This window comes from Amycolatopsis samaneae (assembly GCF_039541975.1).
GTDB classification, from domain to species: domain Bacteria; phylum Actinomycetota; class Actinomycetes; order Mycobacteriales; family Pseudonocardiaceae; genus Amycolatopsis; species Amycolatopsis samaneae.
In genome coordinates, this window is record NZ_BAABHG010000010.1 from 285,428 (window position 1) to 301,326 (window position 15,899).

The window sequence follows — 15,899 nt, forward strand, 5'->3', positions numbered from 1 at the left end:
ACTGTCCAGCGAGGACTGTTCAGGATCCGAGCACCAGCAGTACCAGGTCGTCGACGAACGCGCACACCGCTGCCTCGGCCTCGGCGACCGGCAGCCGGGGCAGGGCCATCTGCGCGGCGCTCGGCCCGCCGACGGCGAGCAGCACGGCGGCGCGCGCCACCGGGAGCCGGATGGTCAGGCCCGCTTCCTCGCACGCCCGCAGCTGGGCGGCGAGGCGTTCGAGCGTCGGGCTGTTCTCCCCTGGCGCGTCGTCGATCGTCCGGTGCGCCTGGAGGAGAACCCGGTGCGCGCCCGGGTTGCGCAGCAGGAACATCGCCAGCGCGTGCACCGCCGCGCGTAGTCGTTCGCGGGGGTGCGGGCCCGCGGATTCGACGGCGGCGTCCATGTGGTCCCAGATGCGCCGGCGTTCGTAATCGGCCAGCGCCTCGACCAGTTCGGCCTTGCCGCGGAAATGCGCGTACGCGCTGGGCGCGGCGATTCCGAGCCGTTTGGCGACCGCGCGCAGGGAAAGCCCTTCGGCCGCGCCGAGTTCGTTCAGCAGCACACTCGCGGTTTCGAGAATCTCGATGCGCAGGCGTTCGCCCTGGCCTCGTTGATTGCGTTCTCGTTTGACGCGGTCAACCTCCACCACATCGAAAATAGCACGGTCAATCGACGGTGAGCAGGGGCGGATTTTCACTGGCGAGTGCTCCGTGCCGGTTCCTACAGGCGGGGGTCGACGGGCTCGGATTCCAGGGCCAGCACACCGAACACGGCCTCGTGTACGCGCCACAGGGGTTCGCCGTCGGCGACCCTGGCCAGCGCCTCCATGCCGAGGCTGTATTCGCGCAGCGCGAGGGAACGCTTGCGGGCGAGCTTGCGTTCCCGCAGGCGAGCGAGGTTTCCGGGTTCGGTATAGTCGGGTCCGTAGATGATCCGCAGGTATTCGCGGCCCCGGCATTTGATGCCCGGTTGCGCTATTCCGCGTTTCCCGCGCACAAGCCCGGCGAGGGGTTTGATGACCATGCCCTCGCCGCCCGCGTCGGCCGAGGTCAGCTCCGTCCACCACCGCGTGCCCGCCGCGACGGAAGCGGGAACGTCGACGTCGACGACCAGGCGCCGGGTCGTCCTGAGCACGTCGGGCGCGGCCGCCACCAGACGGTCGATCCGGTCGAAGTGCCAGGCGCGGTCGAGCCCGGCGTAGGAGGCGCCTTCCCCGGCCAGGATGGTGAACGGCGCGAGCGCGAGGTCGCCGAGGCCGCGGACCGGCCAGCAGTAGCGGCCGTAGGCGCTGGTGAACGCCTCGGCGTTGGCGAGCCGCGAGCGCTGGCTGTCCAGCAGTTCGCCGAGGTCCTGCCCGGTGTCGCGCGCCGCGGCCCGCTCCAGCACGGAGATCGCGGCGGGCAGCGCGGTGCGGGCGGCGGTACCGACCGGTGCGTACTGCCGCCGGAGGAGCTCGCCCGCCTTGAGCGACCACGGCAGCAGTTCGGCGTCGAGCAGCAGCCAGTCGGTGTCGAGTTCGGCCCAGAGGCCGGCCTCCCCGACGGCCGCGCGTACCCGGTCGAGCAGCTGTTCGCCGAGTTCGGCGTCCTCGCCGGTGAAGAACGGGCGGCCGGTGCGGGTGTGGATCACCCCCGCCGCGCCGTCGGCGGCGCCGAACCGGCGCCGGGCGACCTCGGCGTCGCGGCACAGCAGGACGACCGCGCGCGAGCCCATGTGCTTCTCCTCGCACAGCACCTCGCGGACCTCGCCCCGGTAGGCGTCGAAGGCCTGCGCGGGGTGTTCGAGCAGACCGTCCACGGGGGAGGCCGGGCACGGCGCCATGGTCGGGGGCAGGTAGAGCAGCCAGCGCGGGTCGAGGGCGAACCGGCTCATCACCTCGAGCGCGCCCGCGGCGTTCTCCTCACGGATCTTCACCCGGCCGAGGAACCGGGTTTCGACGACCCGCGTGCCGAGGACGTCGTCCAGGCGCAGCAGATCGGGCTGTCGCACGGGTTCCGGCGCGCGCAGCGGCCGCGCGGGTTCGTAGTGGACCCGTGCCGCGGGCACGGCCACGGTTTCGCGCTCCGGCCAGCGCAAGGCGGTCAGCGCGCCGCCGAACACGCATCCGGTGTCGAGGCAGAGGGTGTTGTTGTGCCACACCGCTTCGGTGACCGGCGTGTGTCCATAAACGACGGACGCGCCGCCCCGGTACTCGTTCGCCCAAGGGTGCCGCACCGGCAGGCCGTACTCGTCGGTCTCCCCGGTGGTTTCGCCGTACATGCAGAACGAGCGCACCCGCCCGGACGCCCGGCCGTGGTACTCCTCCTTCAGGCCCGCGTGCGCGACGACCAGCGCCCCGCCGTCGAGCCGGTAGTGGCTGACCAGCCCGTACATGAACTCCCTGGCCGCCGCGCGGAACTCCGCGGGCTCGGCGGCGAGCTGGGCGAGCGATTCGGCGAGGCCGTGGGAGGTGGTCACGCCCCTGCCGTCCAGCGCGCGGACCAGCTTGTGCTCGTGGTTGCCGGTGACACACAGCGCGGTGCCCGCCGCGACCATGCCCATGACCAGCCGCAGCACACCCGGGGTGTCGGGACCCCGGTCGACCAGATCGCCGACGAACACCGCCGTCCGGCCCTCGGGGTGGTGCGCGCCGGCGGGCCGTCCCGCTTCGTCGCGGGTGAGCACGTAGCCGAGCCGCGCGAGCAGCGTCTCCAGCTCCGCCCGGCAGCCGTGCACGTCCCCGATGACGTCGAAGGGCCCGGTCAGTTCGCGCTTGTCGTTGTACGCCTTCTCGTACTCGATCCCGGCGGCGGCCACGTCGTCCACAGTGGACAGGACGTGCACCTTGCGGAAGCCCTCCTTCGCCAGGTGCCGTACCGAACGGCGCAGTGCCTCCTGCTGCCGCCGGAGCACGTGACCGGGCAGGGCGCGGTGTTCGGCGTTGCGTCGGCGGGTCACCGCTTCGGGCAGGTCGAACACGATCGCGACCGGCAGCACGTCCCGCGCGCGGGCCGCCGCGACGAGCTTCGCGCGGTCCTCCCGGTGCAGGTGCATGGCGTCGACGACGGTGAGGCGCCCGGCGCGCAACCGCTTGTCCGCCACGTAGTAGAGCGCGTCGAAGGCGTCCGGGGTGGCGGACTGGTCGTTCTCGTCGTCGGCGACGAGACCGCGGAACCGGTCGGAGGACAGCACCTGGGTCGGCGCGAAGTGGGTGCGGGCGAAGGTGGACTTGCCCGAGCCCGAGACACCGACGAGCGCGACCAGGCTCAGGTCGGGGATGGCGAGCTTCGTCATGACCTTCCTTCGTTCCTCGTGAACACGGCGAGCTGGGTCGGCGCGCCCAGTTCGGGGTCGGCCGGGCCGACCGGCAGCAGCCGGTGCGGGTAACCGTGGCCGGCGCCCACCTCGTCCGCCCACGCGGCGAACTCGGCGCGGGTCCATTCGAACCGGTGATCCGGATGCCGTTTCGCTCCCGCCGGCAGGGTTTCCCAGCGCGCGTTGTACTCGGCGTTCGGCGTCGTCACGATCACGGTGGCCGGACGGGCGGCACCGAACACGGTGGCGGCCAGCGCGGGCAGGCGTGCCGGGTCGAGGTGTTCGACCACTTCGGACAGGACGATCGCGTCGTACCCGGTCAGCCTGTCGTCGGTGTAGGTGACCGAACCCTGCATGAGCTTGATCCGCCCCCGCTGGCGTTCCGGCAGGTGTTCCAGCCGCAGCCGCGCCTCGGCGGTGCGCAGCGCCCCGGCGGCGACGTCCACGCCGACGATCTCGGTGAACTCCGGCTCGGCCAGCAACGCGCGCAACAGATTGCCTTCACCACAGCCGAGATCGACGACGCGGGCCGCGCGGGCCGCCCGCAGTTCGGCGAGGATCGCGGTGCGGCGCTGCTCGGCGAGCGAGGGCAGGCGTTCGTCTGCGGCGCCGGGCCCTCGCGACGGCTCGTCCGCGTCGGCGACCCGATCGTCTACTTCGGACAGCCGGGCGAGCGCGTCGGAGGTGAACCGGCGCTGGTGGGCCAGGTACCGCGCGGTGATCAGCTCCCGCTCCGGATGCGCGGCCAGCCAGGTGCCACCCGCGCGGATCAGCTTGTCCACCTCGTCCTCGGCGACCCAGTAGTGCTTGGCGTCGTCGAACACCGGCAGCAGCACGTACAGCTGGGTCAGCGCGTCGGACAGCCGGAGCGTGCCGGTCAGCCGCAGCTCGACGTACCGGCTCTCGCCCCATTCGGGGAACGTCGGGTCGAGGGCGATCGGGCGCGCCGACACCGTCCAGCCGAGCGGGCCGAAGAGCCGCTCGGCGAACTTCGGCCCGCCCCGGCAGGGGAGCACCGGGACGTGCAGCTCCAGCGGGATCGCCGTCTCGGCGAGCTCCGGGCGCGCCGCGCAGCGGCCCCGCATCGCCGAGCCGAACACCTTGCCCAGCGCGACCGCGAGCAGGGACGAGGCGGCGTAGGGCCGGTCGTTGACGTACTGGCCCAGCGAAAACCCCTCGCCGGACGGCCCGCGCGCGGAGCGGACCAGCTGGACCGGGTCGACCTCCAGCAGCAGCGCGGCGGTGCAGCGGTCCTCGGTGACCTCGGGGTACACGACGTGGGCCGCCCCGGCGGTGAGCTCGAACCGCTGCGCGCGATCGGGATGCTTGTGCAGCAGGTGGCCCAGATCGCTCGCCGGGTGATGGGTGGTCGTGACGGTCAGCAGCACGACACCAGTATTCCCGACGACGGCGGCCGTTTCGACCGGTTATCCGGTTCGGGTTCCGTCCACAGAGGACTCAGCCGGGAGCGGGGTGTCCGGGGCGGTGGCGGGCCGTCCAGCCGACGCTCGTCGCCGGGTCGTCGAAGACGTCGGCGTGGCCGCCGGGCGCGGACCGCACGGGCCGGACAGCGCCTGTACGGTCTCGGCCGAAGGCGCGCGGGATCGACCGATGTCTTTCAGTCCTTTTCGGACAGAAGAGGTTCGAAGCGCCGGTAGGATTCGTAGTCGGTGAAGTGCCGGGCGTAGAGGTCCGCGCCGCGGTCGATGTCGTCGTACAGTGCTTGGGCCACGTCGACGATGTGCTTCAGCGACAGCGTGAGCAGATCACCCGCTTCGTTGTGATAACTGCCCGTTTCCTGGTCGGCGTGCCGCTGTGCCGCTTCGCGGGCCTCCTGCTCGTCGCGTGCGTAGAGGAGCACGATGTCTTCCCGGTACAGCGGCTGGTGTCCGGGGGCGTCGCTGGTGGAAACGTAGAGCAGGATGGCGACGAAGGGCTTCTCGGTGGTCATGCCCTTCTGTACCACGATCGTCGTCCCGAGGTTCCGGCCGGGTGTGCCGAACCGGCCATGCGCGGTATTCGCCGATCGTGAACACCCGGCATTTCCGTGTCGTTTTCCGTTAGCTTCGGACGGGTAGCGGATCGCGAGTGGCGGAGGCGTTCATGGACACGGCCGAGGTTCCCCGCGCGCGGCGGTTCGTGCCGTCGTACGTGGAGCACACGAGTTACGGGACGAAGGAAAGCAATCCGTACAACCGGTTGTACGAGGACAGGATCATCTTTCTGGGGACCCCGATCGACGACGCGTCCGCCAGTGACGTCATGGCACAGTTGGTGCAGCTGGAGGGCGACGACCCCGACGCCGATATCGAAATCTACCTCAATTCCCCCGGTGGTTCGCTCACCGCGATGATGGCCATCTACGACACGATGCGCTACGTGCGTTCGCGGATTCGCACGGTCTGCCTCGGCCAGGCCGTTTCGGCGGCGGCGCTGATCCTCGCCGCGGGTCGCCCGGAACGCGGCTCTGCCTGCCCAACGCGCGCGTGCTGATCCGGCAGCCCGCGATCGAAAGCGTTTACGGGCACACCTCGGATCTGCTCATCCAGGCCGCCGAGCTGCAGCGGATGCGCGCACTGATGGAATCCGCCTTCGCCGAGCACACCGGGAAGACGGCGGACCGGGTGCACGAGGACATCGAACGCGCGGCCATCTTCACCGCCGACGAGGCCCTGCGGTACGGCCTCGTCGACGAGGTGGTGCCCTCGCGCAAGCTCACCGCGGCGTGAAGTGCTGCCGGAACCAGCGCGTGACCGTCTCGTCCACCACCGCCGCGATCGGCAGCTGCGGCGCGGGTTCGATGCCGGGTTCCTCGGCCAGGGGATGGGCGAGCCCGGTCACCGGCGCCAGCACGACGTCCTCGGGCCGCGCGTACCGGGCACGCAGGGCGGCGACGAGCTCGGCCGCGTCCGCCCGCAGCGGCGCGTGGTCGTCCTCGCCGCTGACCAGCAGCAGTGGGACCTGCGGCGCCCTGGCCGCGAACTCGCCCGCCCGCGCGACGAAGTCCAGCTCGTCGGCGGCTTCGCTCGCCCGCGGGGTCCATCGGTACGGGCCGGTGATCGGTTCCACCAGGTCCACCACCGTGCGCGCGCGGACGGCCGGGTTGACCAGCGCCGCGGCCCGGACCGGGAACCGGTTCTCGATCAGGTGCGCCAGGACCACCGCGCCGCCGAGTGAGCCGCCGAGGAGTCCGATCGGGCCGTCGTCGAGCGGGAACCGGGCCCGCAGCGCGGCGAGGGCGGCGGGGAACTCCCCGGTGGCCTGGCGTACGAACGAGTCCACATAGGACAACATGGCGTCGTCCCTGATGCGTTCGAGGCCCGCGGCCATGCTGCCCTCGACCATCCGCGCCCCGCACATCGGCATGCCGAGGTGGATCCGCCACGCGGGTACCGCGCGCAGGGGCAGCGCGGCGGCGAACGCGGCGTCCGAGCGGGGCGCGTCGAGCATGTGCCAGGTGACCACGAGCGGCGCCGGGGTGTCGGCGCCGCCCGCCGGTGGCAGCGCGGTGAACGGCACCCCGGCGGCCGTGCCGGTGATCGGGTCGGTGTGTTCGGCCATCGTGACTCCCCCTGTGCGGTCCGGTTCCCCGTCACCCTAGACGGCGGGTGCGCTCGGGAAACCGTTGTCCGCCAAGGGCGAACCCCGCTACGCCTTCGCGGCGGGAGGCTCGGCGAGGCCGCCCGTCGGATGCCGGGTTTCCTGACCACTTGACGTGGCTAGTCATTTCAGTCAATACTGAAATGACTAGTAGATGAGGAGTGAGGCTCATGACCAACCGGTCGGAAGAGATCCGGTTCCCCAGTCTCGGCACGCACTGCGCCGGTGACCTGTACCTGCCCGCGGAGACGCCGGCACCGGCGCTCGTGCTCGGCCACAGCGGAGTCATGGTGAAGGAGGCGCTGAGCGTCTTCGCGCGGTACTTCGTGCGTGCGGGCTTCGTGGTACTGGCCCTCGACTACCGCACGGTCGGGGCCAGCGAGGGGGAGCCGCGAGGGCAGGACTACCCGGAACGGCAGGTCGAAGACTTCCGCAGCGCGATCTCGTACCTGCGGACGCGCCCCGAGGTGGAGCCCGAACGCATCGGCCTCTGGGGCGTCAGCGTCGGGGGTTCCGTCGCCGCGCAGGCCGCGGTGCTCGACCGGCGCGCGAAGTGCGTCGTGGTCCAGAGCCCGAGCGTCTGGGACGGCTGGCGCTACCTGGAGCGGCTGCTCGGCGGTGAAGGGCTGCGCGCGCTGCGCGATCGGCTCGACGAGGACTGGGAACGCCGGTACCGCACCGGCGAAAGCGCCCGTGTCCCGCACCTGACGCTGGGCCACGAGAACGTCAAGGACGGGCCGGAGCTGTCCGCCGAGCTGTTTCCGCGCTATCGCAACGAAAGGACGCTCGACTCCACCGAGCACCTGCTGACGTTCGCGCCGGAGCACCTGATCCACCGGCTCGCGCCGACACCGCTGCTGATGATCGCGAACGGCGGGCACGACCCCTACCACCTGCTCGACGAGGCGCAGAGCGCGTTCGCCAGGGCGGGCGAGCCGAAGCGGCTCGAGGTACTGCCGTACGACGTCCTCGGGCTCTACACCGGTCCCGGCCTGGACGAGGCGATGGCGCTGGCCGTCGAGTGGTTCGACCGCTATCTGCGCCGTACCCGCCTGGTCACCGCCACCCCGGTACCGACACGCGAGACGGTGGCCGCTGTGAAACAGTGATCAGCCGAGGATATCGGTGAGGAGCGAGGCGACATGGCTGACGAGGACCGGGTAGCGCGGTGGGTGGAGCGCGTGGCCACCTTCTGCGTCGACGAGTGGGGGCTGCCGCCCATCACCGGGCGGATCCTCGGCTGGCTGATGATCAGCGACCCGCCCGAGCAGTCCGCGGGCGAGATCGCCGACGTCATCTCGGCGAGCCGCGCCTCGCTCACCTCCAACATGCGCTTCCTGACCGTGATCGGCCTGGTCCGCAGGACCCGGCGCCCCGGCGACCGCACCGCGTACTACCGCATCGAGGACGACGCCTGGCAGAAGGTCGTCCAGCGCAAGCTCGACAGCCTCGGCGCCTTCGGCGAGATCGCCGACGAAGGACTGGCCATCGCGGGGGCCGACGAGTCCCGCACCGAACGTATCCGGGCCGCCCAGGAATCCCTGACCTGGCTGCGGGACATCGCGGCCCGGAATCCTCCGAAACCCTAGGAAATCCCATGCGTGTCCGGCTCGATCTCGGACCGATCCAGGAAACACTGCTGCTCACCCTGCACGCCCGCGCGCTGGACGACAGGGCACCCGCCCCGATCCTCGGCGATGCCCTTTCCGCCGCGCTCGAGGAACGGATCGACTACGACTTCGCCAAACTCAAGGTGAAGGCGAGCCTGATCGCGGGTACCGCGCTGCGGGCGAAGAAACTCGACGACGCCGTCCGCCGGTTCGTCGCCGCGCATCCGGACGCCGTCGTGCTCGACCTCGGCTGTGGGCTCGACACCCGCGTCTTCCGCTGCGACCCGCCCGGCGGCGTCGACTGGTACGACGTCGACTTCCCGGAGGTGGTCGCGCTGCGGCCGCGGTTCCTTCCGGAGCGGTCGCGGCTCGTCGCCGCCGATCTGCGCACGACGGGCTGGGCGTCGGCGCTGCCTGCCGACCGGCCCGCGATGATCGTCGCGGAGGGGGTGCTGCCGTTCATGCCGGGAGACTCCTTCCAGCGTATGGTCCGCGAACTCACCGGTCACTTCCCGGGTGGGGAGCTGGTACTCAACGGCTACACGCGGTTCGCGGCGTGGGCGATGAAGTACCACCCGTCGATCAAGGCGCTGAACATCAGGGCGGCACAGGGCTTCGACGACCCCCGGGAACCGGAGGGCTGGGGCGCCGGGCTCACCCTGGCCGAGGAACAGCTGCTGGCGCGCGCTCCGGAAGTGGCCGCGTTTCCCCGGCCGTTGCGCGGGTTCACCCGGCTGACAGGCCGGAGCGCGGCGCTCGCGCGGCAGGGCGGACGTGTGTTGCGGTATCGCTTCTAGGGCCTCCGGCCCATCAGGCGCAGCAGGCTGTCCTGCCGTGACGTGCTCGGCGTTTCGTCGCGTGCGGCGAAGAAGCGGTGGGTGGTCGAGGTCGCCACCGGGCTCTCGTTGAGTCCTTTGTAGATGGTGTCGAGGTGCTCGTCGATCCAGGCCACCAGATCGCTGTCGAGGGTCTCGTCCGCGCCGATGGCCCGCGCGAGATCCCAGGTGTGGATGACACTGTCCGTCGTTCGCACGGCGAGCGCCTGTCGCCCGGGCAGCTCGCCCAGCGGATAGTCGAGAAGCCGGTCGAGCACGCCGGGCCGGGCGAACGCTTCGGCACACTGCTCGACAGACCGGGTGTACGCGCCGACCGGGTCGTCGCCGAGCGCGTCGGCGTCCCGGAGCCGGAGGAACTCCGCGCTGTCACCGCCCTCGGCGAGACGGAGGTAGCTGAGATTGCCGCGGGTCATGTGGTTGACCAGTGCGCGGACGTTCCACTCCGTACACGGTGTCGGCCGGCGCCACTGATCCTGCCGGACTTTCCGTAGCCGTCGTTCGAAGCCCTTGCCGGCCAGGAGAAAGAGGGTGACAGTCGCGCTCATGGGGACAGTGTCGACGGAGGGGACGGACTCGACCGGCGGTTTTCGGACTTCGGTGTGGTGGCTTACCCGCCGGGAGCCAGGGTGGTGGCGTAGAGCTCGGCCAGTGCTCGCCAATGGCGTTGCGCGGCGGTTTCGTCGTAGGTCGGATTGTCCGGGACGGCGAATCCGTGTTCGGCGGGACAGGTCTCGATGCGGTGGCGTACGCCGGACTCGACGAGCGCGTTTTCCAGCCGTTCGAACTGTTCGGGCGGGAACGAGCGGTCGTTCTCGGCCGCCGCCACGTGCACGACGGCACGGATCCGGTCGGTCAGCCGGTGGGGGCTGTCCGGGGTGTCGTCGGCCAGGTTCCCGCCGTGGAACGAGGCCGCGGCCGCGATCCGGGCGGGGTGGTGCGCCGCGGCGAGCAGGGACATGCGCCCGCCCATGCAGTACCCCGTCGTGCCCGTCGCCGCCCCGGACACCTCCGGGCGATCGGTGAGAAAGTCGAGGAACGCGCCGGTGTCGCGGACGATCATCTCCGTGGTCAGGCCGGTGTAGAGCGCGTCAAGACGTCGCCGCTCCGCCGGATCGCGGAACACCGTGGCGACGTCGAACGGGTCCCACTCGGTGCGGTAGTAGACGTCGGGCAGTAGTACGGCGTACCCGAGCCCGGCGAGCCGATCGGCCATGACGGCGAAGGTTTCCCGGACGCCCGCGGCGTCCGGGAAGAGGATCACCGCGGGCACGCCGCCGCCACCCGGCGGGGTGTGCAGGGTGGCGGCACAGACGCCGTCTTCGGTGTCGATGGTGACATCCGCGCGAGGCATACGGTCCAAGGTGGCGCCGTCGTTCCCGGCGGACGGCGGATATCGCTGACGGCGGAACGGAGGTCAGAGGGCGGTGGCGGCGAGCCACTCGTCCAGCAGTGCGCGATCGCCGGTGACCGTGACCCTCGGGTCATCGGGTGGCAGGCGCCGGGAGATCACCAGCACGAGGTGCCGGATCTCCCCGGTCACCGTGACCTCGGCGTCCGCGTCGCCGCGATCCCAGCCGACCCCGGCCGGGGTGCGGGTGATCCGCCAGCCCGGTGCCGCGCCCCGGGGCCGCAGCCGGAGGGTCTGGCCGTCACCGCGCAGCGCGGCCAGCGCGGGACGGACGGTCGTCGCCTCCGGTGCGGAGAACATGTCCAGGTTCTCGCTGAGCACGTCCTCGGCGAGGTCGGCGGCGAGCAGGTACGGCCGTCCGGAGGCGAGTGCCGCGTCGCCGTTGTGCACGACGGTTTCGGCCAGCATCCGGCGCAGCCAGAACAGCGCGGGCCGGGCGCCAATGGGTGTCCACACCGGAGTGTCGGTGCCGGTTTCCCCGACCGCGCCGGCGAGTTCGGCCGCGCCCTCGCGCAGCCAGCCTGGCCAGTGTGGCGGCTCACCGGGCTCCGCTTCGAACGGATCGGGGATCGCGGCGGCCGTGCCGGTGCGCACCAGGCCCGCGGCCCAGCGATGCGCCTGGCCGACGTGCCCCACCAGCTCTCGTATCGTCCACAGTGGACATGTTGGCACCGGGGTGTCCGGTGCCAGGCCCTCGACGGCGGCGGTGAACGCGCCGGTCTGTTCGCGCAGTCCTTCGGCGAGGCGGTCGAATCCGAGGTGTGTCATTGCGTTGCTCCCTTCCCGAGCTGTCCGTACGGTAGGAATTCCACTGGGGTGGAGGTTCGACAAAAGGTGACCGAGGACACATCGCTGGGGATCGGCGAGCTGGCACGGCTGACCGGCGTTCCCGTGCGCACCATCCGGTTCTACTGCGACGAGGGCATCCTGGACTCGGCGCGCAGCGCGGGCGGGCACCGCAGGTTCGAGGCCGCTGCGGTCGAACGACTCGGGCTGCTGCGGCGGCTGCGCGGGCTCGGTCTGGGGCTGCCGTCGATCGCGCGGGTCCTCACCGGTGAGCGCTCGCTCGCCGAGGCCGTCACCGCCGAACGGGCCGCGCTCGACGTCGAGCTGGCGGCGCTGGCGTGGCGCCGCGCTTCGCTGCGCGCGGTCGAAGAAGCCGCGCCGTCGGCCAGGGCGGCGCGGCTTGACCTGCTCGCCGCGGTCCAGGACGGCCTCGTCGCCCGCGACGCCCTCGCGACGTTCTGGCGCCGGTGCTACCTCGGCGCGGTGTCCGCCGAAACCGCCGACATGTTCCTGTCCGTCACCGTGCCGCCGCCACCGCGGGATCCCACGCCCGCGCAGGTGGTCGCCTACGCCGGGCTGGTCACCGTGGCCGGGGATCCGGCGCTGCGGCGGAAGTTGCGTGCCCGTGCCCGGCTGGTCGCGGACCTGGTCGCCGACGAGAGCGCGTTGCACGCCGGCGTCGGCGCGGCCTGCGAACTGGCCCGGCTGCTGGTGCTCACCGGACGTCCGCCCGGCCGGGGCCACGCCCTCGACCGCTTCGTGGCCGCGCACGCCTCGGCCCGGCGAGCCAGGGACACACCGCTGTTCCGGCGCGAACTGGTCGCGCACACCGCCACCGACCGCGATCCGCGCCTGCGCCGGTACTGGACGCTGGTCGGCGAGGTGACCGGCGAACCCGTCACCGTCGGCACAAGCCACCACTGGCTGCTCGACGCGCTGGAAGAATCGGCGGGTGGCAGGTAAGAGTCGCCGCGCGAAAGTCTGTCCGGGAAGCGAAATCGCCAGCGACAGTAAGGTATTCACGTTTATCTGAGTTATCGCGTGGGTGTCCCACCATCGGTGGAACCCGGCGCCTTTCCACTCGCGGTCCGGTGGCTGTCCGGCTAGGAAATTGATCAAGGAATCCAGGCGGTATCGCGACGGCGCGGCCCGCCGGTTCGCCATTCTCACCTTCCGCTCCGATCGGAGGTCGGTCCCGCATGTCGACACGCAGCACCGGTTCGTCGACCACGCCCCGTGGTTCTTCCAAGGTCGGGAAGCTGTTGTTCTTCAGCCGCTGGCTGCAGGTCCCGTTGTATCTGGGCCTGATCGTCGCGCAACTGGTGTACGTGTGGCGGTTCCTGATCGAGACCGGGCACCTGGTGGTGCACGCGTTCACCGGTGTCACCGGCGACGATGCGCACGGCACGCCGGGCGCGCCGTTCACCGAGGGCGACGTGATGCTCGCCGTGCTGCAACTGGTGGACATCGTGATGATCTCCAACCTGCTGATCATGGTGATCGTCGGCGGCTACGAAACGTTCGTGTCCCGTATCCGGCTGCGCGGGCACCCCGACGAGCCGGAGTGGCTGTCGCATGTCAACGCCAATGTGCTCAAGACCAAGCTGGCCACGGCGATCGTCGGTATCTCCTCGGTGCACCTGCTGCGTACCTTCATCCAGCCCACCCGGGTACCGGCCACCGGTCAGATCGACTGGCAAACCGTGATGTGGCAAGCGATCCTGCACTCGCTTTTCGTGCTTTCCGCGATCGGTCTCGCGGTCATCGACCGGATCATGACCAAAACCGAGGCCGACAAACACGCCCAGTCCGCGCACTCGCTGCCCGCGCCGCGCGCGTCGGACGGGGCGGGCAGCGGCAACCACGTTCCCGCCGACCACCACTGAGCCTCGTCGGGTATCCACCGCTCGGCTTCGTCCGTGCCCGGTGAAGACGCGGCAAACCCACCATGGAGGTACCTCATCCTGTTCCGGATCGGACGATGACCGGCCTCGTGGCGCGTCTGATCAGCCGGTCGGCTCACGATGCAGATCGAGCGCCGCGGTGATGAGGTCTCTGGCGGAGGGTCCGGTGACTGCCTGTGCGGCGAGTTCCGTGAATGCCCTGTCGTACAAAGAGATTTCTCGCGGCTGCTTGATGGTCAGCTCGGCGGAGACGGTTTCGATCTCGACGAGCTGATCGTCGTACATGATGAACTGGTTGGTGGGTACGTGGTATTCGGCTCGGGCGGGAATGATTCCGAAGCGGACACGCGGCAGCGACATGACCGCCAGCAGCCGGTCCAGCTGCCCGGCCATGACCTGCGGGCCGCCGACCACCGTGTGGAGGGCTTGCTGGGCGAGGACAAAGTGAAACCGGTGATTGCCCTGGTAAAGGATCTGCTGACGTTCCAGGCGCGCGGATACTCCCGCGTCGAGATCGTCGGGGATGCCGTAGAAGTCGATCACTCGACGTAAGACTGCCTCGGCGTATTCGGCGGTGTGCAGGATTCCCGGTACGAGGACAGGTTCGTACCAGCGCATCAGCCGGGTCCCGGCCTCCAGTGCGCGTGCGGCCTTCTGTCGCCGCCGGGTTCCACTGCCGAGTGTTCGCCGCCATTCCACGTACATCGCTTCGATGTGCCGGACGGTGGCGATCAGGTCCGGTATCTGATCACCGGCGCCGGTGTGTCCGCACCATGCGCGGATGTCGTCCTCGGAGGGCGTTTGCCTGCCGTACTCGATCTTCGAGACTTTCGAGCTGTTCCAACCGGCGAGAATGGCCAGCCCGCGACCGGTGAGCCCGGCGTCCTTGCGGAGGTCGCGCAACCGATGGCCGAGAGCTTGGCGGGCTTCGTGGACGGAGGTCGTCACGGAGCGGTGGCCTACGCGTGCATGTGTTCGGTGCCGAGGTAGTCCTGATGGGGAATGGCCCGTTGCCACGCCAGATCCCGCGCGGTACGGCAGTGGGACACGATCACCGGGTCTGCAGTGGCGGCTCCGCCTGCGAACTTGCCCCCGGGCTCGAACACGGTGAACACGACGCACTCCTCGTCGAACAACCAGAAGTCGTCGGTGGTCAGCGCGGCGGGGTCTGCCAGGTGTCGCGGCAGCCAGCGGATGTCTTCTCCCGCGTCGATGTTGTGCTCTGCGACAGTGAGGCCCCAGCGGGTGTAGTCGACGTGCGGCACGGTCACCACTCGTACCCGGCGGATGCGCCTGTTCGTGCTCGTGGTTTCCCGTACGAGATCGAGCCATGGCCGATGCCAAGCGAAGTCGTCGGCCTGCCCGGACAGGAACAGCTGGAAGGGGCCGGTCTCGTCCGGTGTGTGGTAGGTGTCCTGGACCTCCAGGTGGAACGCTTCGCGGTGGAATCCACGGAACAGGTCGTCGAACGCCTCACCCTGCAGCAGTTCCACCGAACCACCTCTCCTCGGTCTTGGGGACCTCCACGCAGGTCTCATGTCCCGGAATATCCATTTGCGACAGCGCGTCGGTGTCGTCGACCGGTGCGCCCGACAACGTGAAACTACCGCGTCCGGTGTCGGCCATCCGCGCTCCCACGTAGGTGCCCGTCTCCACGTACGCCAGGAGCCGGTGCGGGATTTCGACAGTGGACGTCTGCCCTGGCACCTTCCAGCCCTGCACCACGTAGGTGTTCCGGTCGGTGGCGAACAGTGTCGGCGAGCCGCCGCCTTGAGTGGCCTTGCCGAGGAAAGTCAGCCGCATGTCGGCTCCTTGGGTCCAGTATGCGCCGATTTTCTTGACCGCACCGATGCTGCCCTGACGTGCTCAGATGAGTCAACCAAGCTACCACGGAAGTAGTCATCGTAAGCAAACTCCAGCAAACTTCTGGAGTCTCGTCGGCGACGGCTCTAGCGTCGGTCGCGTCAACCAGTCCGCCTTGGGAGGTGGGTCGTGATCGCGTTGATCTATGTCGACACCAGGGCGATCCTGCCCGTGGTGGACGGGACCTGGCACCGTGCCCGGTTCACCCACGTTCCTTCGCCCGGTGAGCCGATCACGACACTGTGCGGTGTCTCGGCGGTCACCGAGTTCGAGCTGTTGGACCGTCGGGACGTGCACGGCGTGCCCCGGCAGTGCTGGTCCTGCGACCTGCTCTACCGGCGTCAGCACGGCATCGACGTCTGGCCCGGTCATCCCGGTCTGTAGCAGAACTTCCATCCCCGCGTGCGGGGAAGACACTTCCTGACCAGCGGCCTTAGCGCCATATCCCCGAGTTTTCCTTCACCTTGTCCGCATCCTCCCCCACTGCGGAACCAGCACCGGCCGTTCGCGCCACGACGGGGTGAAGATCGGGACATCACGCGGCAAACCGGCCACCGCGTCACCGATTCACAGGTTTCTTTGACGTTCCGCACAGCCTTCTCCCGCACCGGCCCGA

Annotated in this window: 17 protein-coding genes and 1 pseudogene; 7 read left to right on the forward strand and 11 right to left on the reverse strand. The window is 70.1% G+C overall.

Annotated elements, in window-relative coordinates; translation table 11 throughout:
- Positions 1-19: 19 nt before the first annotated feature.
- The 4 genes from ABD987_RS27170 to ABD987_RS27185 form a co-directional block, all read right to left on the reverse strand.
- Complete coding sequence (locus tag ABD987_RS27170) at positions 20-628, reverse strand: TetR/AcrR family transcriptional regulator (RefSeq protein WP_345399623.1); 609 nt, start codon at positions 626-628, stop codon at positions 20-22.
- 74 nt (positions 629-702) lie between these two features.
- Positions 703-3,255 (reverse strand): polynucleotide kinase-phosphatase, encoded by a 2,553-nt coding sequence (locus tag ABD987_RS27175; RefSeq protein ID WP_345399626.1) that lies wholly within the window; start codon positions 3,253-3,255, stop codon positions 703-705.
- Positions 3,252-4,664, reverse strand: coding sequence for a 3' terminal RNA ribose 2'-O-methyltransferase Hen1 (locus ABD987_RS27180; protein WP_345399629.1), 1,413 nt, complete (start codon positions 4,662-4,664; stop codon positions 3,252-3,254). Before ABD987_RS27180 ends, ABD987_RS27175 begins: the two co-directional genes overlap by 4 nt.
- Before the next feature lie 230 nt (positions 4,665-4,894).
- The gene (locus ABD987_RS27185; RefSeq protein ID WP_345399632.1) at positions 4,895-5,227 is read right to left on the reverse strand and encodes a DUF4288 domain-containing protein; all 333 of its coding nucleotides are present in this window, start codon (positions 5,225-5,227) and stop codon (positions 4,895-4,897) included.
- 152 nt (positions 5,228-5,379) lie between these two features.
- Between ABD987_RS27185 and ABD987_RS27190 the strand changes: the two are divergent.
- Positions 5,380-6,005, forward strand: a pseudogene (locus ABD987_RS27190) (ATP-dependent Clp protease proteolytic subunit).
- On the opposite strand, the gene ABD987_RS27195 reads toward ABD987_RS27190, so the two are convergent.
- Complete coding sequence (locus ABD987_RS27195) at positions 5,992-6,837, reverse strand: prolyl oligopeptidase family serine peptidase (RefSeq protein ID WP_345399635.1); 846 nt, start codon at positions 6,835-6,837, stop codon at positions 5,992-5,994. The pseudogene ABD987_RS27190 and the gene ABD987_RS27195 sit on opposite strands and share 14 nt — an antisense overlap.
- Before the next feature lie 209 nt (positions 6,838-7,046).
- On the opposite strand from ABD987_RS27195, the gene ABD987_RS27200 reads away from it, so the two are divergent.
- The 3 genes from ABD987_RS27200 to ABD987_RS27210 are packed head-to-tail and all read left to right on the forward strand — an operon-like array spanning position 7,047 to position 9,283.
- Positions 7,047-7,985: an alpha/beta hydrolase gene (locus ABD987_RS27200; protein WP_345399638.1), complete on the forward strand. Its 939-nt coding sequence runs from the start codon at positions 7,047-7,049 to the stop codon at positions 7,983-7,985.
- Positions 7,986-8,018: 33 nt separating this feature from the next.
- Positions 8,019-8,465: a GbsR/MarR family transcriptional regulator gene (locus tag ABD987_RS27205; protein ID WP_345399641.1), complete on the forward strand. Its 447-nt coding sequence runs from the start codon at positions 8,019-8,021 to the stop codon at positions 8,463-8,465.
- 8 nt (positions 8,466-8,473) lie between these two features.
- The gene (locus ABD987_RS27210) at positions 8,474-9,283 is read left to right on the forward strand and encodes a class I SAM-dependent methyltransferase (RefSeq protein ID WP_345399644.1); all 810 of its coding nucleotides are present in this window, start codon (positions 8,474-8,476) and stop codon (positions 9,281-9,283) included.
- Here ABD987_RS27210 and ABD987_RS27215 read toward each other — a convergent pair.
- The 3 genes from ABD987_RS27215 to ABD987_RS27225 form a co-directional block, all read right to left on the reverse strand.
- Positions 9,280-9,867, reverse strand: coding sequence for a TIGR03086 family metal-binding protein (locus ABD987_RS27215; protein ID WP_345399647.1), 588 nt, complete (start codon positions 9,865-9,867; stop codon positions 9,280-9,282). The two genes, ABD987_RS27210 and ABD987_RS27215, sit on opposite strands and share 4 nt — an antisense overlap.
- Positions 9,868-9,929: 62 nt before the next feature.
- The gene (locus tag ABD987_RS27220) at positions 9,930-10,673 is read right to left on the reverse strand and encodes a dienelactone hydrolase family protein (protein WP_345399650.1); all 744 of its coding nucleotides are present in this window, start codon (positions 10,671-10,673) and stop codon (positions 9,930-9,932) included.
- Positions 10,674-10,736: 63 nt separating this feature from the next.
- The gene (locus ABD987_RS27225; RefSeq protein WP_345399653.1) at positions 10,737-11,498 is read right to left on the reverse strand and encodes a maleylpyruvate isomerase family mycothiol-dependent enzyme; all 762 of its coding nucleotides are present in this window, start codon (positions 11,496-11,498) and stop codon (positions 10,737-10,739) included.
- A 66-nt stretch (positions 11,499-11,564) separates the two neighbouring features.
- On the opposite strand from ABD987_RS27225, the gene ABD987_RS27230 reads away from it, so the two are divergent.
- The gene (locus ABD987_RS27230) at positions 11,565-12,479 is read left to right on the forward strand and encodes a MerR family transcriptional regulator (protein WP_345399656.1); all 915 of its coding nucleotides are present in this window, start codon (positions 11,565-11,567) and stop codon (positions 12,477-12,479) included.
- Positions 12,480-12,715: 236 nt separating this feature from the next.
- Complete coding sequence (locus ABD987_RS27235) at positions 12,716-13,402, forward strand: TIGR00645 family protein (RefSeq protein WP_345399659.1); 687 nt, start codon at positions 12,716-12,718, stop codon at positions 13,400-13,402.
- A 120-nt stretch (positions 13,403-13,522) separates the two neighbouring features.
- Here the strand turns inward: ABD987_RS27235 and ABD987_RS27240 are convergent, their stop codons facing one another.
- The 3 genes from ABD987_RS27240 to ABD987_RS27250 are packed head-to-tail and all read right to left on the reverse strand — an operon-like array spanning position 13,523 to position 15,223.
- Positions 13,523-14,368 carry a helix-turn-helix domain-containing protein gene (locus ABD987_RS27240; RefSeq protein WP_345399662.1) on the reverse strand — a complete coding sequence of 282 codons (846 nt, stop codon included), beginning with the start codon at positions 14,366-14,368 and terminating at the stop codon, positions 13,523-13,525.
- 11 nt (positions 14,369-14,379) lie between these two features.
- Positions 14,380-14,913, reverse strand: a complete 534-nt coding sequence (locus tag ABD987_RS27245) for a DUF6879 family protein (RefSeq protein WP_345399665.1) — start codon at positions 14,911-14,913, stop codon at positions 14,380-14,382.
- Positions 14,894-15,223 carry a hypothetical protein gene (locus ABD987_RS27250; RefSeq protein ID WP_345399668.1) on the reverse strand — a complete coding sequence of 110 codons (330 nt, stop codon included), beginning with the start codon at positions 15,221-15,223 and terminating at the stop codon, positions 14,894-14,896. The genes ABD987_RS27245 and ABD987_RS27250 overlap by 20 nt, the downstream gene beginning before the upstream one ends.
- A gap of 189 nt (positions 15,224-15,412) precedes the next feature.
- Here ABD987_RS27250 and ABD987_RS27255 point away from each other — a divergent pair, with 189 nt between their 5' ends.
- Complete coding sequence (locus tag ABD987_RS27255; protein ID WP_345399671.1) at positions 15,413-15,667, forward strand: HC3 family zinc finger protein; 255 nt, start codon at positions 15,413-15,415, stop codon at positions 15,665-15,667.
- Positions 15,668-15,899: the final 232 nt, after the last annotated feature.